Source organism: Staphylococcus sp. HMSC072H03 (assembly GCF_001809305.1).
Taxonomy (GTDB): Bacteria; Bacillota; Bacilli; order Staphylococcales; family Staphylococcaceae; genus Staphylococcus; species Staphylococcus hominis.
This window is the reverse complement of record NZ_KV796914.1, coordinates 66,312-90,053: the sequence shown is the minus strand read 5'-3', so window position 1 is coordinate 90,053 and position 23,742 is coordinate 66,312. Positions and strand designations below refer to the sequence as shown.

22 protein-coding genes are annotated in these 23,742 nt (G+C 32.7%); 13 read left to right on the top strand and 9 right to left on the bottom strand.

Annotated elements, in window-relative coordinates; translation table 11 throughout:
* Positions 1–54: 54 nt before the first annotated feature.
* Positions 55–513 carry a DUF1307 domain-containing protein gene (locus HMPREF2578_RS09225; RefSeq protein WP_064617396.1) on the top strand — a complete coding sequence of 153 codons (459 nt, stop codon included), beginning with the start codon at positions 55–57 and terminating at the stop codon, positions 511–513.
* Positions 514–566: 53 nt separating this feature from the next.
* Here HMPREF2578_RS09225 and HMPREF2578_RS09220 read toward each other — a convergent pair whose 3' ends face one another.
* On the bottom strand, positions 567–2,147 hold the full coding sequence (locus tag HMPREF2578_RS09220; RefSeq protein ID WP_070508413.1) for an FMN-binding glutamate synthase family protein: 1,581 nt from the start codon (positions 2,145–2,147) through the stop codon (positions 567–569).
* A 183-nt stretch (positions 2,148–2,330) separates the two neighbouring features.
* Between HMPREF2578_RS09220 and lnsB the strand changes: the two genes are divergently transcribed.
* From lnsB to HMPREF2578_RS09195, 5 genes are all read left to right on the top strand, one after another.
* Positions 2,331–3,113: a CPBP family lipoprotein N-acylation protein LnsB gene (gene lnsB / locus HMPREF2578_RS09215; protein ID WP_048762200.1), complete on the top strand. Its 783-nt coding sequence runs from the start codon at positions 2,331–2,333 to the stop codon at positions 3,111–3,113.
* A 22-nt stretch (positions 3,114–3,135) separates the two neighbouring features.
* Positions 3,136–3,945 carry a CPBP family intramembrane glutamic endopeptidase gene (locus HMPREF2578_RS09210; RefSeq protein WP_019835002.1) on the top strand — a complete coding sequence of 270 codons (810 nt, stop codon included), beginning with the start codon at positions 3,136–3,138 and terminating at the stop codon, positions 3,943–3,945.
* 129 nt (positions 3,946–4,074) lie between these two features.
* Positions 4,075–4,737 (top strand): ABC transporter ATP-binding protein, encoded by a 663-nt coding sequence (locus tag HMPREF2578_RS09205; RefSeq protein WP_070508412.1) that lies wholly within the window; start codon positions 4,075–4,077, stop codon positions 4,735–4,737.
* Positions 4,730–5,506 carry an ABC transporter permease gene (fetB, locus tag HMPREF2578_RS09200; protein WP_070508411.1) on the top strand — a complete coding sequence of 259 codons (777 nt, stop codon included), beginning with the start codon at positions 4,730–4,732 and terminating at the stop codon, positions 5,504–5,506. Before HMPREF2578_RS09205 ends, fetB begins: the two co-directional genes overlap by 8 nt.
* Before the next feature lie 131 nt (positions 5,507–5,637).
* A complete protein-coding gene (locus tag HMPREF2578_RS09195; protein ID WP_070508410.1) occupies positions 5,638–6,813 on the top strand; it encodes an MFS transporter in 1,176 nt (391 codons plus the stop codon).
* A 48-nt stretch (positions 6,814–6,861) separates the two neighbouring features.
* On the opposite strand, the gene HMPREF2578_RS09190 is transcribed toward HMPREF2578_RS09195, so the two are convergent.
* The 3 genes from HMPREF2578_RS09190 to HMPREF2578_RS09180 form a co-directional block, all read right to left on the bottom strand.
* Positions 6,862–8,211, bottom strand: coding sequence for a carboxylesterase family protein (locus HMPREF2578_RS09190; protein WP_070508409.1), 1,350 nt, complete (start codon positions 8,209–8,211; stop codon positions 6,862–6,864).
* A 101-nt stretch (positions 8,212–8,312) separates the two neighbouring features.
* Positions 8,313–9,956 carry an APC family permease gene (locus HMPREF2578_RS09185; RefSeq protein ID WP_070508408.1) on the bottom strand — a complete coding sequence of 548 codons (1,644 nt, stop codon included), beginning with the start codon at positions 9,954–9,956 and terminating at the stop codon, positions 8,313–8,315.
* Positions 9,957–10,259: 303 nt separating this feature from the next.
* Positions 10,260–11,315 (bottom strand): 2,3-butanediol dehydrogenase, encoded by a 1,056-nt coding sequence (locus tag HMPREF2578_RS09180; protein WP_025987138.1) that lies wholly within the window; start codon positions 11,313–11,315, stop codon positions 10,260–10,262.
* 447 nt (positions 11,316–11,762) lie between these two features.
* On the opposite strand from HMPREF2578_RS09180, the gene HMPREF2578_RS09175 reads away from it, so the two are divergent.
* Genes HMPREF2578_RS09175 through HMPREF2578_RS09160 form a run of 4 tightly spaced genes read left to right on the top strand, consistent with a single transcriptional unit; the run spans position 11,763 to position 15,339 of the window.
* Positions 11,763–13,061 carry a betaine/proline/choline family ABC transporter ATP-binding protein gene (locus tag HMPREF2578_RS09175; RefSeq protein ID WP_070508407.1) on the top strand — a complete coding sequence of 433 codons (1,299 nt, stop codon included), beginning with the start codon at positions 11,763–11,765 and terminating at the stop codon, positions 13,059–13,061.
* Positions 13,061–13,696, top strand: coding sequence for an ABC transporter permease (locus tag HMPREF2578_RS09170; protein ID WP_017174996.1), 636 nt, complete (start codon positions 13,061–13,063; stop codon positions 13,694–13,696). The genes HMPREF2578_RS09175 and HMPREF2578_RS09170 overlap by 1 nt, the downstream gene beginning before the upstream one ends.
* 24 nt (positions 13,697–13,720) lie before the next feature.
* Positions 13,721–14,659, top strand: coding sequence for an osmoprotectant ABC transporter substrate-binding protein (locus HMPREF2578_RS09165; RefSeq protein WP_049382407.1), 939 nt, complete (start codon positions 13,721–13,723; stop codon positions 14,657–14,659).
* Between the two features lie 2 nt (positions 14,660–14,661).
* Positions 14,662–15,339, top strand: coding sequence for an ABC transporter permease (locus tag HMPREF2578_RS09160; RefSeq protein WP_049382406.1), 678 nt, complete (start codon positions 14,662–14,664; stop codon positions 15,337–15,339).
* Positions 15,340–15,402: 63 nt separating this feature from the next.
* On the opposite strand, the gene lrgB is transcribed toward HMPREF2578_RS09160, so the two are convergent.
* From lrgB to HMPREF2578_RS09140, 4 genes are all read right to left on the bottom strand, one after another.
* Positions 15,403–16,104 carry an antiholin-like protein LrgB gene (gene lrgB, locus HMPREF2578_RS09155; protein WP_070508406.1) on the bottom strand — a complete coding sequence of 234 codons (702 nt, stop codon included), beginning with the start codon at positions 16,102–16,104 and terminating at the stop codon, positions 15,403–15,405.
* Positions 16,104–16,559, bottom strand: a complete 456-nt coding sequence (gene lrgA / locus HMPREF2578_RS09150) for an antiholin-like murein hydrolase modulator LrgA (RefSeq protein WP_049382404.1) — start codon at positions 16,557–16,559, stop codon at positions 16,104–16,106. Before lrgA ends, lrgB begins: the two co-directional genes overlap by 1 nt.
* Before the next feature lie 235 nt (positions 16,560–16,794).
* Positions 16,795–17,565 (bottom strand): response regulator transcription factor LytR, encoded by a 771-nt coding sequence (locus HMPREF2578_RS09145; protein WP_070508405.1) that lies wholly within the window; start codon positions 17,563–17,565, stop codon positions 16,795–16,797.
* The gene (locus HMPREF2578_RS09140) at positions 17,566–19,320 is read right to left on the bottom strand and encodes a sensor histidine kinase (RefSeq protein ID WP_070508404.1); all 1,755 of its coding nucleotides are present in this window, start codon (positions 19,318–19,320) and stop codon (positions 17,566–17,568) included.
* A 264-nt stretch (positions 19,321–19,584) separates the two neighbouring features.
* Between HMPREF2578_RS09140 and HMPREF2578_RS09135 the strand changes: the two genes are divergently transcribed.
* The 3 genes from HMPREF2578_RS09135 to HMPREF2578_RS09125 all read left to right on the top strand — a co-directional run bounded on the left by HMPREF2578_RS09135 (position 19,585) and on the right by HMPREF2578_RS09125 (position 22,748).
* The gene (locus HMPREF2578_RS09135) at positions 19,585–20,985 is read left to right on the top strand and encodes an MFS transporter (RefSeq protein ID WP_019834809.1); all 1,401 of its coding nucleotides are present in this window, start codon (positions 19,585–19,587) and stop codon (positions 20,983–20,985) included.
* Positions 20,986–21,241: 256 nt separating this feature from the next.
* The gene (locus HMPREF2578_RS09130; RefSeq protein ID WP_049382403.1) at positions 21,242–22,174 is read left to right on the top strand and encodes a 2-dehydropantoate 2-reductase; all 933 of its coding nucleotides are present in this window, start codon (positions 21,242–21,244) and stop codon (positions 22,172–22,174) included.
* A gap of 100 nt (positions 22,175–22,274) precedes the next feature.
* Entirely contained in the window at positions 22,275–22,748 is a 474-nt protein-coding gene (locus HMPREF2578_RS09125; protein WP_017174988.1) for a DUF1440 domain-containing protein, read from the top strand.
* Between the two features lie 56 nt (positions 22,749–22,804).
* On the opposite strand, the gene yidC is transcribed toward HMPREF2578_RS09125, so the two are convergent.
* Complete coding sequence (yidC, locus tag HMPREF2578_RS09120; protein WP_049382401.1) at positions 22,805–23,647, bottom strand: membrane protein insertase YidC; 843 nt, start codon at positions 23,645–23,647, stop codon at positions 22,805–22,807.
* Positions 23,648–23,742 lie beyond the last annotated feature (95 nt).

Here is a 23,742-nt window from a genome sequence, read left to right as displayed (position 1 = left end):
TTGGTAAGTGATATAATTTGTTTAAAATTAAATATGGGGAAGTAGATGAGCATAATGAAAAAAGTCTTAACATTATTTGTGTTGTCAGTGTTAAGTGTTTGTATATTAGGGGCTTGTAGTCAATCACGTTCAAAAACATACGAAGGTGATATTGATGGTAAGCATGTTCTTACAACATTAACTTATAAAAAAAATAAAGTGATTAAACAATCAACTGTCAGTACTTTAAAATATGATGATCTGGGAATGTCTAAACAAGAAGGTGAAAAATCTTTTAAAGACTATCGTCCATTAAAAGGGGAAAAGGGTGTAACATATACGCTAAGTAGTAAGCATCAAAAAATAGTTGAAAACATAGATATTGATTATAACAAAGCAAACTTAAAAGATGTTAGTCGTTACTTTGCATTAGCACATTATTCTAAAAACTATAAAAAAGTGACAATGGATGGTACGGTCAAAGAACTTAAAAAAATTGGATTCCAGAAAAAAAGCAATATGAATGAAGAATAATATAAAAGTGAGACAACCATTGGCTTAGATGGATTGTCTCACTTTTTTGTTGACTATTGAATAAGTTTTAATTTATAACTTGCGATATCTTCAATATGTCCATTTTTTCTTTTAATCACAATATGATCTCCTGTAATTTCATTTGGACTTTTAACACCTACTGCAGCTGCAACATTAAATAATCCCTCATGTAAACTCGTCACATAGTTTGTGACACGATATTGCTTTTCTTCAACAATTAAAGCCTTTTCTTTTTTAGGATCCGTTGTTGCGACGCCAACTGGGCAAGTATTTAAATGACATTGTTGGCTCATAATGCAACCAATGCTGATCATCATACCTCTTGCAATATTACATAAATCAGCACCAAGTCCAAGTGCAATGGCTATTTTATCTGGTGTAATAAGTTTTCCAGATGCGAATATCTTCATATATTTGCGTGCATCATAACGTTCTAAAACACCAGTAACGATTGGAAGGGCAGTAAAAAGTGGGAGGCCAACACCATCTTGTAATTCTTGGAAAGTTGCCCCTGTTCCACCTTCACCACCATCAACAGTAATAAAGTTTGGATAAATATCTAGGTTAATCATTTCTTGAACAAGGGCCTCAATTTCATCAACTCTGCTTACCACAATTTTAAATCCCACAGGTTTCTGACCGAGTTTTTGCAACTTAGCTACAAATTCTAATAACTCTTTCGGATTATTAATGAAATCGAAGCGGTTAGGTGAATTGATTGTCTTATAGGGTTCGATATTACGAATTTTAGCAATTTCTTCTGTAACTTTATTGCCCTCCATATGACCACCACGTGTCTTAGCACCTTGTGCAAGCTTAATTTCAAATGCTTTAACTTCTTTATGGTTTGCCACATTTAAGAAAGCTTCTTCACTAAAACCACCGTCTTTATCTCTCACGCCGAATAAACCTGGTCCAATTTGATAAATAATATCGCAGCCACCTTTAAGATGATATTCAGATAATCCGCCTTCTCCTGTATTCATCCATGAGCCAGCACGTGCAAGTCCTTGAGATAATGCAGTAATCGCACGACCACCTAATGAGCCATAACTCATACCAGATTGACCTACTAAACGTTTGACTTTAAAGGGGTGTGCTAATTCTTCGCCTATAATAACTGCATGATCATCTGATAAATAATAAGGATCAATGTTTTTGTTCTCACGATGCTCTTCACGTTTAAACAATCGTTCATTATCGATTGAATAAATAAATGTTGAAATCATTGAATGGTTATCAATTTGAAGTTCTGACTTTTGTAATGGAAACATAGTGTTTCGAATATAAAAACCTTCTTCATAGTTTTTTTCTGTACCAAAACTAGTCATTCTTGAATGATATTTACCTGCTAAAACGATATCAGTATATTGATTTCTTGAAAATGGTTTTCCTTCGGTATCATTTGCAAATAAATATTGACGTAATTCTGGTCCTATTTTCTCTGAAAAGTAACGTACTCTGCCTAATACAGGAAAGTTACGTAACACACTATGTTGTTCTTGTCTTTTATCTTTGAATAAAAGATATAACCCAACCATTAATATAGAAAGTAACACCATAATAATAAGAATATTAACTATAAATTGCATGACAGTAAGTAAAGTTGTCATGCCCATCCCCCCTCAATTCTCTTTATACTGTAAATCTTACATCAAAAAATTTTATTTACAAATATAAATAAATAGATTTAATATTTATCTTTAAATATCAAATTGTGGAAAAGTTAGAATCTCTTATGACAATAATGTTTTTAAATGATAAAGTACTATATGCGTAGATAGTTGAGGTGATATATGAAAAAAGAAAAAGATGTGATCACACAAGTGGTATCAAAAAATCGATGGAGTAGTCCTAAAATAATAAAAAAGGATTTTCTACTCATTCCTTTATTTATCTTTTTCCAAATTTTAACGCCTATTATTATTGTTTTTGGCGTATTAGGTGTGACGGCTATGGTTACCCAACAACCACCGCCATCTTATTTATATAATGTGATGCTAAGTCTAAGTTTTGTGATTGCCCAATTTATTGTGTTAGGATTATTTTTCACATTACATAAGTTTTATATTGCGAATGTTGTACGACGACAATATCGTATTGCGATTCATCAGTATTTGAAATTTATGATCATCATCGTAATGGTTAGTGTGATGTTATATTATGGTTTTAATGCATTGGCACACATATTACCGCATCCTTTTGGCTATGTAGACACACAAGCACAACGTCGTTTAGAAGGATTGTTTATTCATCCAAGTGCACTGATATTCACTTTTATTTCAGTAGTATTATTACGCCCCTTAATTGATGAGTTACTATTTCGTCATCTATTGATTCATGAATTAGGTAAAAAATTTAATCTTTTAGTAATGATGATTGTTAGTGTCTTAATAGAAACTATTGTCCAAGTATATGATTTAATTTCAATATTGGAAGCCATACCTTACATGATTATTTCAATAGGTGCAGTGATTGTATATATGAAAAGTGGGAAAAATTTAGCAGCGTCCTATCTTTATCATAGTACTGTACAACTCATCATATTTATTATTACAATGATTGATAAGCTTGTTTAAATAGAAAGAATAGGAGAGTTATATGACTTCGGAACATAATGATACATACTACCAAACCTCAGAGCAGCGACCGATAAGAAATGAATTTGATTCAAAACGTATTGTTAAACGTGATTTTTGGCTCATACCTACATATTTAGTCATGAATATTGTTTTTCCGTTGATTCTTACATTTATTGTGATGGGAATAATTTCAGGCATCACAGGAGGTCATATATCGGAAAGTAAGTTTACAAAATATTATTTAGGATATGCCCAAGTCTTTACGTTAATTGGTCAATGTCTTGTATTAGTAGTCTTTTATTTAATGCATCGCAAAACCATTATTCCTATTGCCATCTCACGATTCAAAGCTTTAAAAAAACATATTCCACTCATTATCATTGTGATGGTGGCCCTTTATGTGTTGCAAGGCGCATATGGTTATTTAATGGAATTTTTACCGAAACAATATCAGTTTGATGATACAGAAAATAACAAAATGATTATTAAAATGTTTGAAATCAATTGGCTTTGGCCTGTTTTATTTTTAGATATTGTGATTATTACACCTTTTGTAGAAGAATTATTATTTAGACATTTGTTAATTCATGAGTTAGGTAAAAAATTAACGTATGGTGTGATGTATGTCGTGTCAGTGCTCGGGTTTGCAGGATTACATATGACAAGTGCATCATCACCATTTGAAGTTGGCCCTTATTTAATTATGGCTACAGGATTTGTTGTGGCATATCACTTAAGTGGTCGAAATTTAGCGATGACGATTACCCTTCATATGATAAATAATTTTGTTTCTTTTATAGCGATTATTATGAGTATCATTTGGGGTTAAGAGTAAGAGGTAGAGTCATTGAAATTCAAAAAATAGTAACATTGAATTTCATTACTTTGCCTCTTTTTTTGTTATGATAAAAAAGAATATGTCATCCCATTAAAGAGTAAAGATAAGGAGGAAACGCTTGTGTTATTAGAAGTAAAACATCTGACCTACAAAGCAGATCAACGAACGATACTCAATAATATTAATTTTAAATTAGATCAAGGTGAAACCGTTGCAGTAGTTGGTCCTTCTGGAAGCGGAAAAAGTACATTCTTAAAGCAACTCAACAATTTAATTAGTCCGACTGAAGGAGAATTATTATTTAAAGGAAAACCATATGATGAGTATCGTCCTGAAGAATTACGTTCTAAAATTAGTTACATGATGCAACAAAGTGAATTATTTGGAACGACAGTAGGCGACAATATGGCATTCCCAGCATTAACACATCATGATCAATTTGATGAAGATAAGGCGAATGATTTACTTAATAAAGTCGGCTTATCAAATTATAGTCTAGATTCAAAAGTAGAACATATGTCTGGCGGAGAACGTCAACGTATTGCTATTGCACGCCAGTTAATGTATCAACCAGAGATATTACTCCTAGATGAATCAACGAGTGCACTTGATACGCAGAATAAAGAAAAAATTGAAGATATTATCTTTAAATTAGCAGATGAAGGCGTCGCTATATTATGGATTACTCATAGTAATGATCAAAGTATGAGAAATTTCCAAAGAAGAATTACTATCAAAGACGGTCAGATTACAAATGAGGAGGTGTTAAGTCATAATGAGTAATACAGCGCTTTGTTTAACAGCATTATTATTATTAATTCCTATTATTATTTCATATAAAGAAGGCTTACATATTATCAAAGATTTAGTCGTCGCTTCGATTAGAGCGGTGGTTCAATTATTAATTTTAGGATTGATATTAGAATATATTTTTAAAATTGATCAAGTATGGATATTATTGATTGCAGTATTAGTCATTATTATTAACGCTTCTTGGAATACAATTAATCGTGCATCGCCTGTTATGCATCATGTGTTTTGGATTTCTTTTGTTTCTATATTTATATCAACAGCAATTCCATTAGCATGTACAGTGCTTGCTGGCGCCATCGATTTTAAAGCAAATGATGTCATTCCTATTGGTGGTATGCTTGCAAATAATGGTTTAATTGCTATTAATTTGGCATATCAAAATTTAGATCGTGCGTTCGTTCGAGATGTAGATGATATTGAATCTAAGTTAACATTAGCGGCAACGCCAAAGCTTGCATCTAAAGAGGCGATTCGTGAAAGTATTCGTTTGGCGATTGTTCCAACAATTGATTCTGTAAAAACATATGGGTTAGTGTCTATTCCGGGTATGATGACAGGATTAATTATTGGAGGTATGGCACCATTACAAGCCATTAAATTCCAATTACTTGTTGTGTTTATTCATACTACTGCAACGATTATGTCTGCATTGATTGCAACGTATTTAAGTTATGGTCAATTCTTTAATGCACGTCATCAACTTGTAGCACGTACAACGAATATAAAAGACAATAACTAAATCTCAGCGACATATTTTTTCGCACAAAAGTTTAAGAAATTATTATATAATGAAACAGTTACGAATGATAAAGGTTACCATTGCGTAACTGTTTTTTTATGCCAAAATATAGAAAGAAAGGAGTCCTATGCATGTCTGTCATGCGAGTGGCAACCTTCATTATTAGTGTGTTTATCGTCGGTATGGTTGAGATGATGGTTGCAGGAATTATGAATTTAATGAGTGAAGACCTCGGTGTCTCTGAAGCGATTATTGGTCAGCTTGTGACTTTATATGCATTAACATTCGCTATTTGTGGACCCATACTTGTTAAGCTTACGAATCGCTTTGCAGTACGACCGGTCTTATTATGGACACTCGTTGCATTTATCATTGGAAATGCAATGATTGCGATGGCGCCTAACTTTACTATTTTAGTGATTGGACGTATCTTATCTTCAGCAGCCGCTTCACTCATTATCGTTAAAGTCTTAGCTTTAACAGCGATGTTAACGATACCTAAAAATAGAGGGAAAATGATTGGTGTCGTTTATACTGGATTTAGTGGGGCTAATGTATTTGGCGTCCCAATCGGTACGATGATTGGGGATGCAATAGGTTGGAGATTTACGTTCTTATTTATTATTATTGTGAGTGTGATCGCCGGTGTACTGATGATGGTATATTTACCATCAACATCAGAATTAAATCAAGTTCAACGTCAATGGGGTTCAACTTCAAATAAACAGCCAAATACATCTAAAATTTTAAGACCGGTGGAGGTAGTCAAATATTTAGCAATTACTTTTTTAATTTTAGTAGCAAATTCTGTGACGTTTGTTTATATTAATCCTCTTATTTTGAATCATGGTCATCAAATGGGATTTGTATCATTGGCGTTATTAGTGAATGGGATTGCAGGAGTGATTGGTACGTCGTTAGGTGGCATATTAGCAGATAAACTTAGCAGTAAACGTTGGCTAATCATTGCCTTTTCTATTTTTATAGTTATGATGTTGATAATGAATCTTATTTTGCATACTGTTACCCTATTATTAATTGGATTGTTTATATGGAATATTGTACAGTGGAGTACCAACCCAGCAATTCAAAGTGGTATAATTGAACACGTTGAAGGTGATACGAGTCAAGTGATGAGTTGGAATATGTCGAGTCTGAATGCGGGAATAGGATTTGGGGGCATTATTGGAGGACTCGTTGTTTCAAATATCTCTGTTCAAGCAGTCACGATTGTGAGCGCGATGGTTGGAGCTATGGGTCTTATTATTGTCATAAGTTTAAAAAATATGTCTTATATAAAAAATTAAGTAGGAAGTGGAACAGAATTCATTTTGAATTCATTGTTCCGCTTCTTTTTATTTATATATATAACAATAAGGTGTTTGAGGAGAATAAGATGGCCACCGCATAGTGTGGTATGTCGCAAAATAGATTAAATCATCTATCATGTGTTTACTGAGATGACGTTCATGTTCTAATGAGTTCACACCATGCGCTTTTAAAATCTCTAATTTTCCAAACCAAAACACTAAATCTAAAATATGATAAGCAGATTGAAACGGTGATGCATTAGAAAGGCACCAGTCAAAACGTAATTTCCAACAATGGGGATTGTTGTCAAGTTGATTTAAAAATGAAATTGCAGGTGTTTCAAAATAATGCGTTGTCACCATACGGGCTTGGTCTTTACCAGTTTGAGCTTGAGAAATGTGAAGGTGTATATCATTTAATTTCATAACTTCTACAAAGCGTTCAGATGATAGTTTTCTAGATTCATTACGAATATAGATATTGCCTTCCTCTTTCGTAGTACCTATAACAACTGGTTTAGTAAATTGAGAAAGGGGACGAGACATGTTTGACTCTTGAATAGGTGCATAAATCAATTCAAGACCTTTTGATTTCCCACGTGATGCTTCATCATAAGCCATTAATGATAATATATCTAAAGTTGTTAAGTGAGTAATACTTTTTTTAGGAAAATAGGTATCTTTCAGATAGGCAAAATGGGCTGCTTTCTTTTGTCCTAATAAATGAGAATCAAGACGTAGTGTTCCGCTTAATAACATCACTTGATGATAGTATTTGTCTAATTCTGGTCGTTGCATTAATGCCATAATACTCATACTACCAGCAGACTGTCCCATTAATGTTATATTGTTTGAATCTCCATCGAAATATTTAATAAACGTATGTACCCATTTGAGTGCATTAATTTGATCAGACAAACCATTGTTTTTATTATAATCGCTATTGAAGTAAGACCAGTCTAAAAACCCTAAAGCACCTAAACGATAATTAAACGTAACTACAATGACATCATGTCGAGCAACAATATGTTCAGGTGTATAAAGTTCCTGAGAACCATGTCCGTTCACAAAGCCACCACCATAAAAATAGATAATGACAGGCTTATTGTTATATTGATTATTTTGACACCAAATATTTAAATATAAGCAATCTTCATTTTGGTTAAATAATTGAGCATGTGATGAGAAGAAGGTTTCGAGTTTGTTGTGTGGTTGTGGTGGTATAGATTTAAACGATGTTGCTTCAATGGTCTTATCCCAAGTTTTTAAGCATTTCGAGTGTTTAAATCGATGTTCATTGATAGGTTTATCAGCATAAGGAATCCCGAGAAAGTAATTAATTTTCTTTTTAGTATAGCCTTTAATATCTCCGGCATGTGTTTTAATTAAAGTCAATAGTATCATCTCCATACTTATCTTATGTCTAATATAACATTAAAAAAAACGTCTGAAGCAAGTTGAGACAATTCTCTAACTTGTTTCAGACGTTTGAATGATTATTCGTTACCTTTAGCAGCTGCTTCAGCTTCTTCTGGTGAGCCGTCTTTCATTTTTTTATTGATTTTCTTAGCACGTTTGAAGTAAATACTATTGAAGTGACTTGAAGAACCAATTTTATAAAAAATGAGTGACAACACAATAATAGCAATAAAGTCATATGGGTAGTGAATCCAGTTCATACCTTTAAATTCCTTACTACCTACAAATGACATAGCAGCTAATAAAATAAGATAGACAATAATCCATAAGCTACCGCCAATTTGTTTTTTAGTATTTTTCCAATTCATTTTATATTCATAGAAGAAGTAAATTGGTAAACCTAAAATAATAATTAAAATAACTTCTGCTGTAGTAGGCCACATTGCCCAATAAATGGCCAGTGATGCTAATACGAATGATAAAGGTGCCATGATTTTTAATAATTTACCACGGAAGGGACGATGCAATTTAGGTCCCATTTTACGTAACGAAATAACTGTAGTAGGGCCTGTAAGATAGGCTACTAATGTTGCAGTCGAAATAACAGCTGCAAGTACGCCCCAATCACGGAATAACGTTACCATGATCATACTCATGACAGCATTAAATGCAATCGCAACACGTGGAATATTATATTTTGAATTAATTTTTCCTAAGAATTTAGGAATATGACCATTTTTCTCCATAGCGCTTAATACACGACCAGTAATGGCTACAAATGATACGCCAGTACCAAATGGAGATACTACGGCTTCAATATAAAGTAAAATGGCTAACCAATTAATACTTAATAAAATTGCCATGTCTGCAAATGGTGAATTAAAGTTAATACCGTGCCAACCATGTGAATGAATCATTGATTGTGGCATTGAAGTAATAAATGTACTTTGTAAGATAATATATAAAATCGCACTTAATGTTAGTGAAATGCCGATACCACGTGCGATGTTTTTCTCAGGATTTTTAATTTCTGAGCCCATATTAATGATCGTTTGGAATGCATTAAATGAGAAGATAATACCTGATGTTGTTGTTGCTGCAAAGATAGGTGCACTGCCATATGGCATAAATGTATTCAAGGAATGACCATAGTTTCCTGAATCAAACCCTGAGATTGTTAACATAATAATTGTTAAGAGTGGCACCCCTAATTTAAATACAGAAATTAAACTTGTAAATGACGTTAATAATTTTACAGACCAATAATTTAATAATGAAAAGACAATAATGATTATGTAAACAACAAATAATCCAACTGTACTTACAGAACCATTATGCATCAATGCCTGAGTTGGCTTAGCCCAGTCCCAAGGCCAAGAGCTGATATATTGGACTGCAGATACTGCTTCAATTGGAATAATCGTTACGAGTGATACCCAGTTTGCCCATGCGGCAATGAAGCCAAGTAATGAACCATGTGTATATTGAGCATAGTTACTCATTCCACCAGATTGTGGAAACATTGTTCCTATTTCAATATAGTTATAAGAAATCGTTCCAATAACTATGAAACCTATGACCCATGAGATAATGGCTGCTGGTCCAGCTACTGAAGATGCTTCCCATGCGCCAAAGAGCCAACCAGAACCAATTAACGAACCTAAACCGAGTAACACGAGTTGCGTTAGGCTAATTTTATTATCGTTTTTATTCTTTCCCATAAATACTCCTTTTAATTTATTTTATTTTTTATAAAAAAAAACACGATATAATTATACGCTTATCATTTAATTAGTCAAACTAAATATTTAATAGATTTCAAAATATTATTAAAAGGAGTTTATTAAATTTTTTCTATAATATAATGATGATAATGTTATAAAAAAGTATGTAGTGAAACCGATGTAGAAAGGGAATAAATGATAAATAAAAATAGAGATAACAGGCATAGAATCGTATGATTTGAAATAATACAAAAAACCCTGTAAAGCAGTTTTCCTGCTTTACAGGGTTAAAACATTTAATTAATATTTTTGGTCACCATTTAATTTCACTAGGATTTTAGCTTGTGATTTATCATTAACTAATTGATTGAATCCTGATTCAACGATGTCAGCTAATTCAATTTTATCTGTGACAACGCTCTTAACATCTAAGCTACCATTTGCGATTAAATCAATTGTTTGTTGGAATGTAGTTGGTGTATAAGCGATAGTAGACGTTAATTTAACACCAGAGTTTGTCAATAACATTGGATCAAAGTTAACTTCGTGTGCAAAGATTGAAACAATGACAACACTGCCTCTTGGACGTGTTACTTTTACAGATTGTGCTAATGTTACGCCAACACCAGCTACTTCAAAGGTTACATCTACACCGTTTTCAGTATGTTCGTTTACGAATTCTAATGGGTCAGTATTACCAGAGTTTACAACGTGAGTTGCGCCCACTTCTTTAGCTTTAGCTAAACGTTCTTCTGATAAATCGAATACAAAGATTTTACTAGCACCAGCTGCTTTAGCAGCAACGACTGTTAATAAACCAATTGGACCTGCACCAAAGATAGCCACTGTATCACCAAATAATAAGTTACCTTCTTTAACAGCTTGCACTGCTACTGCTGTTGGTTCAACTAATGCACCTTCTTGAGCAGACACATTTTCAGGTAAGTGATACACATTGTCTTCAGGTGCATTAGTAAATTCAGCGAAACCACCATCTGAACCTAATCCAATGAATGTATACCCATCGTATAAATCTACATTTTCTTCTTTTTCACGTGCAGAAACAGTTGGGTTTACAACGACACGGTCGCCTTTTTTATATTTTGTAACGTCTTTCCCCACTTCTTCAACGATACCTGAGAATTCATGTCCTAAAGTTACAGGTGCTTTTTGACCTAAGAATGGATCAGGTTTGTCAGTGGAAATAAATACTGGACCTTCTAAATATTCGTGTAAGTCAGTACCACAAATACCAGCCCAAGATACTTTAACTTTTACTTCGTTATCTTTTAATTCTTTTGGTTCACGATCTTCAACGCGAACATCTTTTTGACCATACCATACTGCTGCTTTCATGATATATAACATCCCTTTCATAATAAAAAACACTTTATAATTATAGATTAATACTAGGAACACAGAAATTCAAATATATATAAATGAATTGTTAAACACTTTAGAAAAATTTGACAATTTTTCGAACTTTAATTGTAGACAATATAAAAAGGTTGGAATGTACTATTTACAAAGAATAGTTGTATATAAGTAATGTTAAATTTAAAAACTTAAAAAAATAATTAGGTAAAAAAATTAATTATTACATATAAATAATGTTTCAAAAAATTATAAAGGGTATATAAGTATAGGTGGTGGAATTTTAACGATTTCTATTAAAATTCAATTTTTTAAAACTTTATTACGTAATGGCCATATGGTTCTTGATTGAGACAATCAAAAATAGAATACTTTGGCTTTTTTGTATTTAAAATATTCCATCATTAATACGATAGAAGGGGACATCCTATGACGCTTAGTATAAAGAACCTTACTAAAATTTATTCTGGAAATAAGAAAGCAGTCGATAATATTTCTTTAAATATTGAAGCTGGAGAATTTGTTGCATTTATTGGAACAAGTGGTAGTGGTAAAACAACAGCATTAAGAATGATTAATCGCATGATTGAACCTACAGAGGGTTCAATTGAAATGAATGGTAAAGATGTACGTAACATGAATCCAGTAGAATTACGTCGTAGTATTGGATACGTGATTCAACAAATTGGATTAATGCCACATATGACTATCAGAGAAAATATTGTGCTCGTTCCAAAACTTTTAAAATGGTCTAAAGAAAAGAAAGATGCTAAAGCAAAAGAGTTGATTAAATTAGTCGATTTACCTGAGGATTACTTAGATCGTTATCCGTCTGAATTGTCGGGTGGACAACAACAACGTATTGGTGTAGTTAGAGCGCTTGCAGCAGAACAAGACATTATTTTGATGGACGAACCGTTCGGTGCATTAGATCCTATAACTAGAGATACATTACAAGATTTAGTTAAAGATTTACAAAAAAAGTTAGGAAAAACATTTATTTTTGTAACTCATGATATGGATGAAGCGATTAAGCTAGCAGACAAAATTTGTATTATGTCGAAAGGCCAAATTGTTCAATATGATACACCGGACAATATTTTAAGATATCCAGCAAATGATTTTGTTAGAGAATTTATTGGACAAAATAGACTGATTCAAGATCGACCAAACATGAGAACGGTTGAAGATGCAATGATCAAACCTATCACTATTCAAGCTGACGATTCTCTTAATGATGCAGTCAATATTATGAGAACCCATCGTATAGACACTATTTTTGTAGTGAATAATAAACATCGTCTTTTAGGTTTTTTAGATATTGAAGATATAAACCAAGGATTACGTCAAGGTAAAGAATTAATTGATACGATGCAGCGTGATGTTTATAAAGTACATATCGATTCAAAACTACAAGATTCAGTACGAACTATTTTAAAGCGTAATGTACGTAATGTGCCTGTAGTAGATGATCATCATACATTAATTGGACTGATTACACGCGCAAACTTAGTAGATATTGTGTATGACTCCATTTGGGGTGAAGATAATGAAACGAGTCACTCTTCTAAAACCTATTCAAATGAAGTTGAGCGAGAGAATGAACGTCAAAATGAAACACAACAACGTTTAACATCGCAAGGTACACAACGTTATCATGAAGATATTATGAACGGAACAGATAGAGAACATACCCATAATACGGATGATACGGGAGTGGATCGTTAATGAGAGACTTTTTTGCACAATACGGAGAAGAACTCGTATCGAAAACGATAGAACATTTCTATATTTCTATTATTTCGTTACTTATTGCTATTGTCGTAGCTGTACCACTTGGTATTTTATTATCAAAAACAAAACGTACGGCGAATGTTGTATTGACTATTGCAGGTGTACTTCAAACGGTACCAACACTTGCCATTTTAGCGCTTATGATTCCAATTTTTGGTGTAGGTAAGACACCAGCAATTGTAGCTTTATTTATCTATGTATTATTACCTATCTTAAATAATACAGTATTAGGCGTTCAAAATATTGATAAAAACATTATTGAAGCTGGAACAAGTATGGGGATGACAAAACTTCAATTAATGAAAGATGTGGAATTACCCCTTGCCTTGCCATTAATTATTAGTGGTATACGTCTTGCAAGTGTATATGTCATTAGCTGGGCTACACTTGCGAGTTATATTGGTGCAGGTGGTCTAGGTGATTTAGTATTTAATGGCTTAACTCTCTATGAACCACCAATGATTATTAGTGCTACAATTTTAGTGACTTGTTTAGCACTAATTGTGGATTTCTTATTATCTTTAGTTGAAAAATGGGCTGTACCTAAAGGTCTTAAAGTATCTAGATAGTTTAAAAGGGAGGAATGAACAGCTATGAAAAATATTAAATATATATTTATCGTTCTTGCATTGTCTCTCATCGTATTATCTGGATGCGGCTTACCCGGTTTAGGTGACAGTAATTCGAAAGACAGTGTGAAAATTACAGCGACTGAAAGTAGTGAAACCAAAATAGTAGCAAATATTGAGAAATTAATGATTGAACATTATACAAATGGAGATATCAAACCAATCATTATTGGAAATTTAGGTTCAAGTATTGTTCAACATAATGCACTTATGCGTGGAGATGCTAATATGTCAGCGGTGCGTTTTACAGGAACAGAGTTAACCAGTGTACTCGATGCACCCCCAACTAGAGATGCGAATAAAGCCATGGATGAGTCACAGCGATTATTTAAAAAGAAATATGATCAAAAATATTATCATTCACTTGGCTTTGAAAACACGTATGCGTTTATGGTAACAAAAGAAACTGCTGATAAATATCACTTAGAAAAAGTATCAGACTTAGAAAAATATAAAGATCAGTTACGCTTGGGTATGGATACTCAATGGATGAATCGTGCCGGAGATGGATACCCAGCTTTCCAAAAAGAGTATGGCTTTAAGTTCAAAAGTGCACGTCCAATGCAAATTGGTTTAGTGTATGATGCACTTAAAAACAAAAAATTAGATATTGCCGTTGGTTACTCCACAGACGGACGTATTGCGGCATATAATTTGAAAATCTTAAAAGATGACCGTAACTTTTTCCCTCCATATGATGGCAGTCCATTAGCCACAGAAGAATTAATTAAAGACCATCCAGAGATTGATAAAGCTTTAACAAAATTAGAAAATACAATAAGTACAAAAGAAATGCAAAAACTGAATTATGAAGCAGATGGAAAAGGAAAAGAACCAGCCGTCATTGCAGAAGAATTTATTAAAAAACATAACTATTTTGAAGATAAGAAAGGTGGTCAATAACAGTGAAAGGGAATTTGTTAAGTTCGCTTTATGAATATTACACTTTGAATTTTGGCTATCTGATGGAACTCTTTTTTAAACATTTATTAATGTCTATATATGGAGTATTGTTTGCATGTATTATTGGCATTCCAATTGGTATTTTAATTGCACGTTATTCAAAAATAGCATGGCCAGTGATTACTATTGCTAATGTTATTCAAACCGTGCCAGCCATTGCAATGCTTGCTATACTGATGTTGGCGTTAGGGCTCGGTCCATCAACAGTTGTATTTGCAGTGTTTTTATATTCCTTGCTACCGATTATTAAAAACACCTACACAGGTATGACAGAGGTTGACTACAATATTAAAGACGCAGGTAAAGGTATGGGAATGACTAATAATCAAGTTATGCGTATGATTGAGCTTCCACTATCGTTATCTGTGATCATCGGTGGTATTCGTATTGCACTTGTTGTAGCAATAGGAATTGTTGCTATTGGTTCGTTTATTGGCGCACCGACGTTAGGAGACATTATTATTCGTGGAACCAATTCTACTGATGGTACAGTCTTTATTCTTGCAGGTGCGATTCCAATTGCATTAATTGCTATTTTAATTGATATTGGTCTACGTTTATTAGAGAAAAAATTAGATCCCACACATCGTTCTAGTAAACAAGTACAAAGTTTAAGATAAATTAAAAGCGTTGCTTAGACGATGACTAAGTTGTTACTTAGTTCGTCAGCAACGCTTTTTTTATTAGAATAATAGTGAAGCAAGTGGTGGTACGATTACAACAATAATCACACCTACAATCACTACTGCAATACTTCCCATTGATTCTTCTGTTTCTCCTAGTTCTTTAGCAGCGGCAACACCAAGTGTGTGTCCACTTGTACCAAGAGCTAAACCACGTGCAATTGGATTTGAAATTTTAAATATTTTTACAATTTTGCCACCTAATGCTGAAATAACGACAGCGTTAAGGATAACTGCTAATGATGTTAATTCTTTTACGCCACCGATACCGTCAGATACTGGTAAGGCAATCGCAGTTGTTGCAGCTTGAGGTAACATAGACGCACTAATTTGATCACCTAAGTGGAATAATGTTGCCACTAAATAGATTAAGATTAAAGCTACTAGTGTACCAACAGCAATACCACCAAAAATTTGTAACCAATACTTTCTAAGTACTTGACGTTTTTTATAAAGTGGAATCGCGAAACTAATTGTTGCAGCTTCTAAGAAGAAGTTGATAATATCTCCACCAATTTTATAGTTATCGTAACTAATACCTGTTACTTTTAAAAAGACAATTCCTGCCACCATCGCTACAAATAAAGGTGCCAGTAGGAAAAAGCCATTTGTTTTTTTATAGAAATATTGTGCAATAATATATGGAATTAATGAGACTAAAATACCAAAATAAGGTGTTGTAATACCTAAGTGATCAACCATTAGTTTTCCTCCTTAAGTCGTGTTTTTTCATTTTGTTCTTCAGTAGGGAATAATGTTTTTGTTACAAATAATTGTGATACATAGCCCACACTGACTAATAATAATAATGTTGAAATAATAATTAATAGAATAATTAAAATTGGATGTTGACTTAAAAGTGGTAACGAATTAATAACTGATACACCGGCTGGTACGAATAAGAAGCCGATATTATTTGTTAGAGCGGTCCCCACACCCTCTACTTGACGTAATTTTATGACTCCTGCACTTAATAAAATAAATAATAATACGAGTCCGATTACCGATGCAGGCATTGGAAACGGAATAAATGATTCAATAATTTTTGAAACAAATAATACAGCAACAATAGTTAATACTTGGATAAAGAAATTGTAAGTTTTACCTGCTTTCTTATTTCCTTGAGTATTAGCGGTAGTTGAATTGTTTTTCGCCATATTGATACTCTCCCTCTTTTTCTTTTCTCTTGATAGTAGTATAAAATGAAAACGCTTTCTTGAGTTGGATTTAGAAGTGAGTTACGAAAATTAATAGGTGAGTTGCAGTATTTCCCAGTTGAAAATCAGAAAGTGTTTATAGAACAACAAATAAGCTATGAGGTCATTAAAAAAGCTTTTAATCTAACACTCGATCATATGAAGCGTTAGGTTAAAAGCTAACTTAGAATAGATATTAAACAAGACCAATTTCTTGTTTGAATGATTTCATAAATGAACGACTAACTTGAAATTTGACATTCGTTGTCATTGTCACTTGATACGTATAATTAAACCAGTGTTCGACACTTTCGATATACTGCTTATTAATAATCGTAGCTCTATGAATTTTTATAAACAATTGCTTAGGTAATTTCTTCTCATAATAATTGAGGGGTTCTGTCGTTTCATATGTTTTTTTTAAAGTCGTAATAGTCGAAATTCCGTTGTTCACAGAAATCGCAACAATATCGTCTAAATTAATGACATAAATACGTTCATCCACTTCGATAGGAAGTACACTTTGATGATTAGTATAAGAAGAAGTACTCGTTTGTGATTGTGGAGAGTGAATAGGGTCAGACAATGTTTGAACCTGTTTTTTAGCGTTTAATAATCGTTTTACTTTTTGAACTGCTTGTTCAATCCGTTCTGATTCAAAAGGTTTTAATATATAATCCACTGCATCTAATTCAAATGCCTTTACTGCAAACGTATCATGTGCCGTAGCAAAAATGATATAAGGGGGGTGTTTCATTTTTCGAATTTTATGAGCTAAATCAATCCCATTCTCATCCATTAAATTAATATCTAAAAATACTAAATCATAGGTATGACAGAGTAGTTTTTCTAAAGTGTCTTCAATATTTTCAGCTTCATCGATTATTTCGAAACTAGATATTTCATTTAATAAGTAATGTAATTCATTACGTGCTAATGGCTCATCGTCAACAATAAGTGTCCTCATTTAACGTTCCTCCTTTATTAAATGGTATGGAATCATACAGGATACTGTTGTTCCATGATTAGATGTATCAAAGTGTAACGTTGCACTAGAACCATATAAACCAGTGAGGCGGCGATTTAAGTTTTCTAATGCACTGCCAGTTCCAGTTTCTGAAGCCACACTGATTTGTCCAAGTGAGGGTAATTTTTCAGGCGCTATACCATGTCCATTATCACTAACTGATAGTTTTAATGAGGCTTCTTTGTATTGAACGTCTACACAAACAATATTATCTTTTCGTCGATGTTTGAATGCGTGTTTAATTGCATTTTCCACCAAAATTTGAATGATGAATGGTGGAATTAATACTTGTTTATAGGCATCATCAATATGATATTTAATTGTAAATCGATCTGGAAAACGTGCTTGTTCTAATGATAAATATGCTTTGACTTGTTGTAATTCTTTTTCTAAAGTAATCGTGCTATTACGCGCACCTTGTAAGTTTGATCTGAAAAATTGACTCAATTGCAAAAGTAACTTGCGTGCTTTTTCACTGTCAATACGTACAAGTGCTGAAATGGTGTTAATCGCATTAAAGAAAAAGTGTGGATTAACTTGAGCTTGTAGAGACTTAATTTCAGCATCTCGTAATAATTTACTTTGCGTTTCGGCCAGTCCCAGTTCTAATTGACTTGAAAAAATATCTGCTAAACCCCGAGCAAGTTGTTTAGTTGATGTCGTAATATGGTTATAGTCTGTAAAATAAAATTTTAAAGTACCTGCGACGTTTCCATTCGTCATTAAGGGCACAACGATAGCTTCTCGAAGCGGACAATTCGGATTATTACATCCAATGTCCTCTTTTGAATTGGCTTCTTTTAATTGGCCTGTACGTATGACTTCTTTAGATAAATTAGTAATGATTTCTTTTTTAGCGACATGATGATCACTACCCGCGCCTACGTGTGTTAAAATATCGGTTTTATTGGTAATTGCCACAGCAGATACTTTCATTAGCCTCAGTATAATTTCAGCTACAGGACGAGCAGATTTTTCATTTAATCCTGAACGAAAATAAGGTAGTGTTTTGTTTGCTAATTCAAGGACGTCATGAGTTTGAATTGCACGTGTTTGCTCTTCTTGTTTTAAAGTAGACAGAATAATAGATAAAAATAACGCAGTTCCAATACTATTAATTAATATCATCGGTAAACCAATAAATTTTACCAATGCCCAAGCATTAGAAACATCATCAGCAAAAATTAAAATACAAGCCATCTGAATACTTTCGTTTATTAATCCAATCATGGCACCTATTAAAACAGTTGGATAGCGATTATGTCTCATGGTGCGATATCCATAAAATCCAGAAATTAATGCAATGATGACTGATGAAAATAGGTAAATATAAGCATTTGCGCCACCAATGAGGATTCGTGATAAGCCCGAGATAATACCAACGATAATCGCTACAAAAGGACCACCAATTAAACCAGACATTCCAATCGTTAATACCCGTGTATTCGCAAGTGACGTTTCATTATTTAGATGATAGTAAATATTACTAGAAATAATTTTGCCATGCTCAATTTCAATTCCAGTAAAGTTAGAAATAATTGCGAATAATGAAAATAAGATGGTGAGTTCTATTTGAGCACGTAATTTTTCACGTGCACTCATAATCGTCTTGAAGTGATTAATATTCATTAAAATGTAAGCAATAATAATAATTAAGCCTACACGTTCAAGTAATAAAATAAATAAATTAAACATTTTTGCACCTATTAAGTATATTAATAAAATTCAAAATTTTTACTACACTTTTTATTATAGTATGGAAAATTTAAAGTTGATAGTTTAAAATGTTTACTTATAAATACTTAGCACTTAATTTATATTAAATGATAATTTATTTTGGAAAATAATATTTAAAAAGAAAAAAAGATTTTTATATCCCATTATAGTAAGCTATGATAAAATTTTAATGTAGTTTAAAATTATATAGTTTTTGGGCAAAGTAGGAGGAATTTTTTTATAATGGAGTCTTCAAAAGAATTTAAGGGAGATAATCGGTTACTCGTTGGAATTATTATTAGTGTATTAACATTTTGGTTGTTTGCGCAATCGTTACTTAATATTGTGCCAACACTACAATCATCATTTAATACCGATTTGGGTACTATTAATATTGCAGTGAGCTTATCTGCCTTATTTTCTGGTTTGTTTATTGTAGGTGCTGGAGATGTTGCTGATAAATTTGGTCGCGTCAAAATGACTTATTTGGGACTAGGCTTAAATATCATTGGTTCATTATTATTGATTATTACACCAGTTCCATGGTTATTACTGATTGGACGTGCTTTGCAAGGTTTATCAGGTGCATTCATTATGCCATCAACTCTTGCGATAATTAATGAATATTACATAGGAAAAGAAAGACAACGTGCATTAAGTTTTTGGTCTATTGGCTCATGGGGCGGAAGTGGAATATGTTCATTGTTCGGTGGATTTATCGCTTCAACAATAGGATGGCAATGGATTTTTATTATTTCTATTGCTTTGTCAATACTTTCATTTTTCTTAATTAAACACACGCCAGAAACAAAAAATGAACCAGATACGGATACAGACAATAGCGGTTCAAAATTTGATTTTATAGGTTTGATTTTATTAGTTATTACATTATTAAGTGTCAATGTGATGGTAACACAAGCTTCTGATCGTGGATTATTATCACCTGTCATTCTATCGTTATTTGTAATATTTTTAATTGCTGGTATATTCTTTGTTCTTCGTGAATTTAAAACTGAGAACCCACTTGTTGATTTTAGTTTATTTAAGAATAAAGGATATAGTGGTGCTACACTTTCAAACTTCATGCTAAATGGAGTAGCAGGTGGTACGCTTATCGTAGTAAATACATATTACCAAAGTCATTTAGGTTTCACTTCATTACAAGCAGGTTTAATCTCTATCACTTATTTAGTAGCAGTGCTTGTAATGATTCGTGTAGGTGAAAAACTATTACAAAAATTAGGTGCTAAAAAGCCATTGCTTATAGGTAGTGGATTTACATTTTTAGGGTTACTACTTTTATCACTAACCTTCTTACCTAATTTGTTTTATATTATTTCAAGTATTATTGGTTACCTACTATTTGGTATTGGGCTTGGTATGTATGCCACACCATCTACAGATACAGCAGTTGATCAAGCGCCAGATGATAAAGTGGGTGTTGCCTCTGGATTGTATAAAATGGCTTCATCACTAGGAAATGCATTTGGTGTAGCTTTATCAAGTACGATTTATGGTGTTTGTGCAGCGAAAATGAATTTAGAACTTGGTGGTTTAGCGGGCGTACTCTTTAATGCCATCATCGTTTTAACTGCTTTCTTTGTCATTTTCTTCTTAATTCCAAATAAAGCTAAACGTGCTTAATTAAAACTGGATATTAATAAAATTTAAATCTGAGGTGCGAATAGAGTACCTCAGATTTTTTATATTGAATAAAAGAATAAATGTAAACATAATAATGAGTCCTTATACAGGGGGATAATGACTTCTACGTCAATTATTGAAAAATAAAAAAAGTTCTAAATTTATCAAATTATTTAGAATATTCTGTTTATATTATTGACGATACTTTATTAAAGTAGTATTTTAAAAATAATATTAAAAGAAGGAGTCGAATATTATGAAAATAGCAATTGCTGGTTCAGGAGCGTTGGGAAGTGGTTTCGGTGCAATGTTATATCGCCAAGGTAATGATGTGACACTCATTGATGGTTGGGAGCCACAAGCAACAGCTGTAAAACATGAAGGTTTACATATTGATATAAATGGAGAAGACTATCATTTAAATATTCCTATGTATCAAGATACAGAAATACCAAGTGATCTTCAATTTGATATTGTATTTTTATTTACAAAAGCTATGCAACTTGAGAGCATGCTAACACATATTCAGCCACATATTCATGATACAACAATTATGGTTTGTACAATGAATGGTCTAAAACATGAAGAACGTATTGTAAATTATGTAGATAAATCACGTATTGTTCGTGGTGTAACTACGTGGACGGCCGGCTTAGAATCACCTGGACATACTCATTTAATGGGTAGTGGTCCAGTAGAGATAGGTTCTCTTGTGCCAGAGGGACAGAATAATGTTGAAGTGATATATAATCTATTAGAACAAGCAAAACTTAATCCACATAAAAGTGAAGACTTGCAACAATCTATTTGGAAGAAGATTTGTGTAAATGGGACAGCAAATGCGCTATGTACCATTTTAGAATGTCGTTTATCAACATTAAATGAAAGTGAATATGCAAGAAAACTTGTATATGACATTACTAAAGAGATAGTAGAAGTTGCTACTGTTGATGGTGTACACTTAAATGCAGATGAAGTCTATCACTATCTTATCGATTTAAATGATAAAGTAGGTCCACATTTCCCATCAATGTATCAAGATTTGATTAATAATAATCGACGTACTGAAATTGATTATATTAACGGAGCAGTGGCTCGCTTAGGTTCAGAACATCATATCGATGCGCCAATTAATCAATTTGTAGCGAATATGGTACATGCCAAAGAAGAGCAACGTCAAGCTAAGTAAATAGAGTGTAAAAGTGAGTTAAAAGTGATTAACTCACTTTTTAATTTTTAATTATTAAGGGTAAATACAATATATAGTGAGATAAGGAGTTGTGAAAATAATGAAACAATCAACGAAAAGAGTTATCATGACAGGCGTTATTGGCGGATTATTAAGTGGTGCAGTTAAAATGGGATGGGAAGCACTCATACCTCCTAGAACGCCACAACGTGAAGAAGAACCACCACCAATGACATTACTGCATAAATTGAATTTACCTGATAATGTTAAACATGCTACGTACCGTTATAACGAGAACGATATACCTATAACTGTCATGGGTATTCATTATGGTTTTTCAATTGCAAATGCTATGGTATATGGATTACTTGCTGAAAAGTGTCCAAAAGTGGCGACATTAAGAGGTACATTCTTCGGTATTTTGATTCATATTGCTTTTCATGAATATATACTGCCTAAATTAAATCTAACACCACAAGTTAAAGATTTACCTAAAGAAGAACGCATTTCAGAATTATTAGGTCATATTGTTTGGATGAATACGATTGATTTAATACGAAATAGTCATCGATAAATAAAAAAGGAAGCGCGTGATAGTCACGCGCTTCCTTTTTGATATAATTGATCTTATCAATGGTTAGAAGTGCTTGAGGATGTTTCTGAAGTAGTTTGACGCTTTGTTTCTATGCGTTGTCTTAATTTTTCTCCCTCAATTTTACCCACTTTCGCATAATGGCTATGAGCAAAATGCATTTGAATAATTAAAAAAGTTGCACTTATAGCCCAATATACACTTAACGCTGATGCTGAATGTAATGATGCATAAGTAATAAATAAAGGGGATAAGACCATCATGACATAATAAGATCGACGTTCATTTTTAGGATAATGAATTGAGTTGACAAGAGGTTGTATAAAATACATCACAGCTGCAATGATGGTCATGATTATGTCAGTATGCATTAAATTAAACCATAAAAAATGAGGATGCTGAGTAATACCACCACTTGTTGGATATTTAATTGATGTGTATAATCCGAGAAGAATTGGAATTTGAATTAAAATTGGAAATGTGCCAATTAAATTTTTAAAAGGATTGATTCCATACTCATTATATTTTTTCATTAATAATTTATTTGCTGCACGTCGTTCTTCAGGCGATTGAGCTTCTTTAATTTTTTCTTGGATTTTATTAATTTCTGGTTTTACGACATCTGTTTTGCCACGAATAACATGAATATTTTTTACTTGAATACACATGAGTGGCATCAGTATTAAACGCAATATAAATACAATGACGATAATAGCTAAACCATAGTTTTCATTGAATGTATGTCCTAAGACATGAAGTAAAGCATCCATCGGTTTTACAAATACAGTATAAAATAGGCCGTGTTGTTCTTCTTTATGAGAATAGTCACAACCTGCAAGCATTATTAAGGCCATCGGTAATAAGAACCATTTCTTTTTCATATTTAAACTCCTATACACTGGTCTTTAATAATCTTAGTCTTAGTGATATAAGCTTAACATAATAATGAAGAAAAGAAGAAATACATGTTTTAATA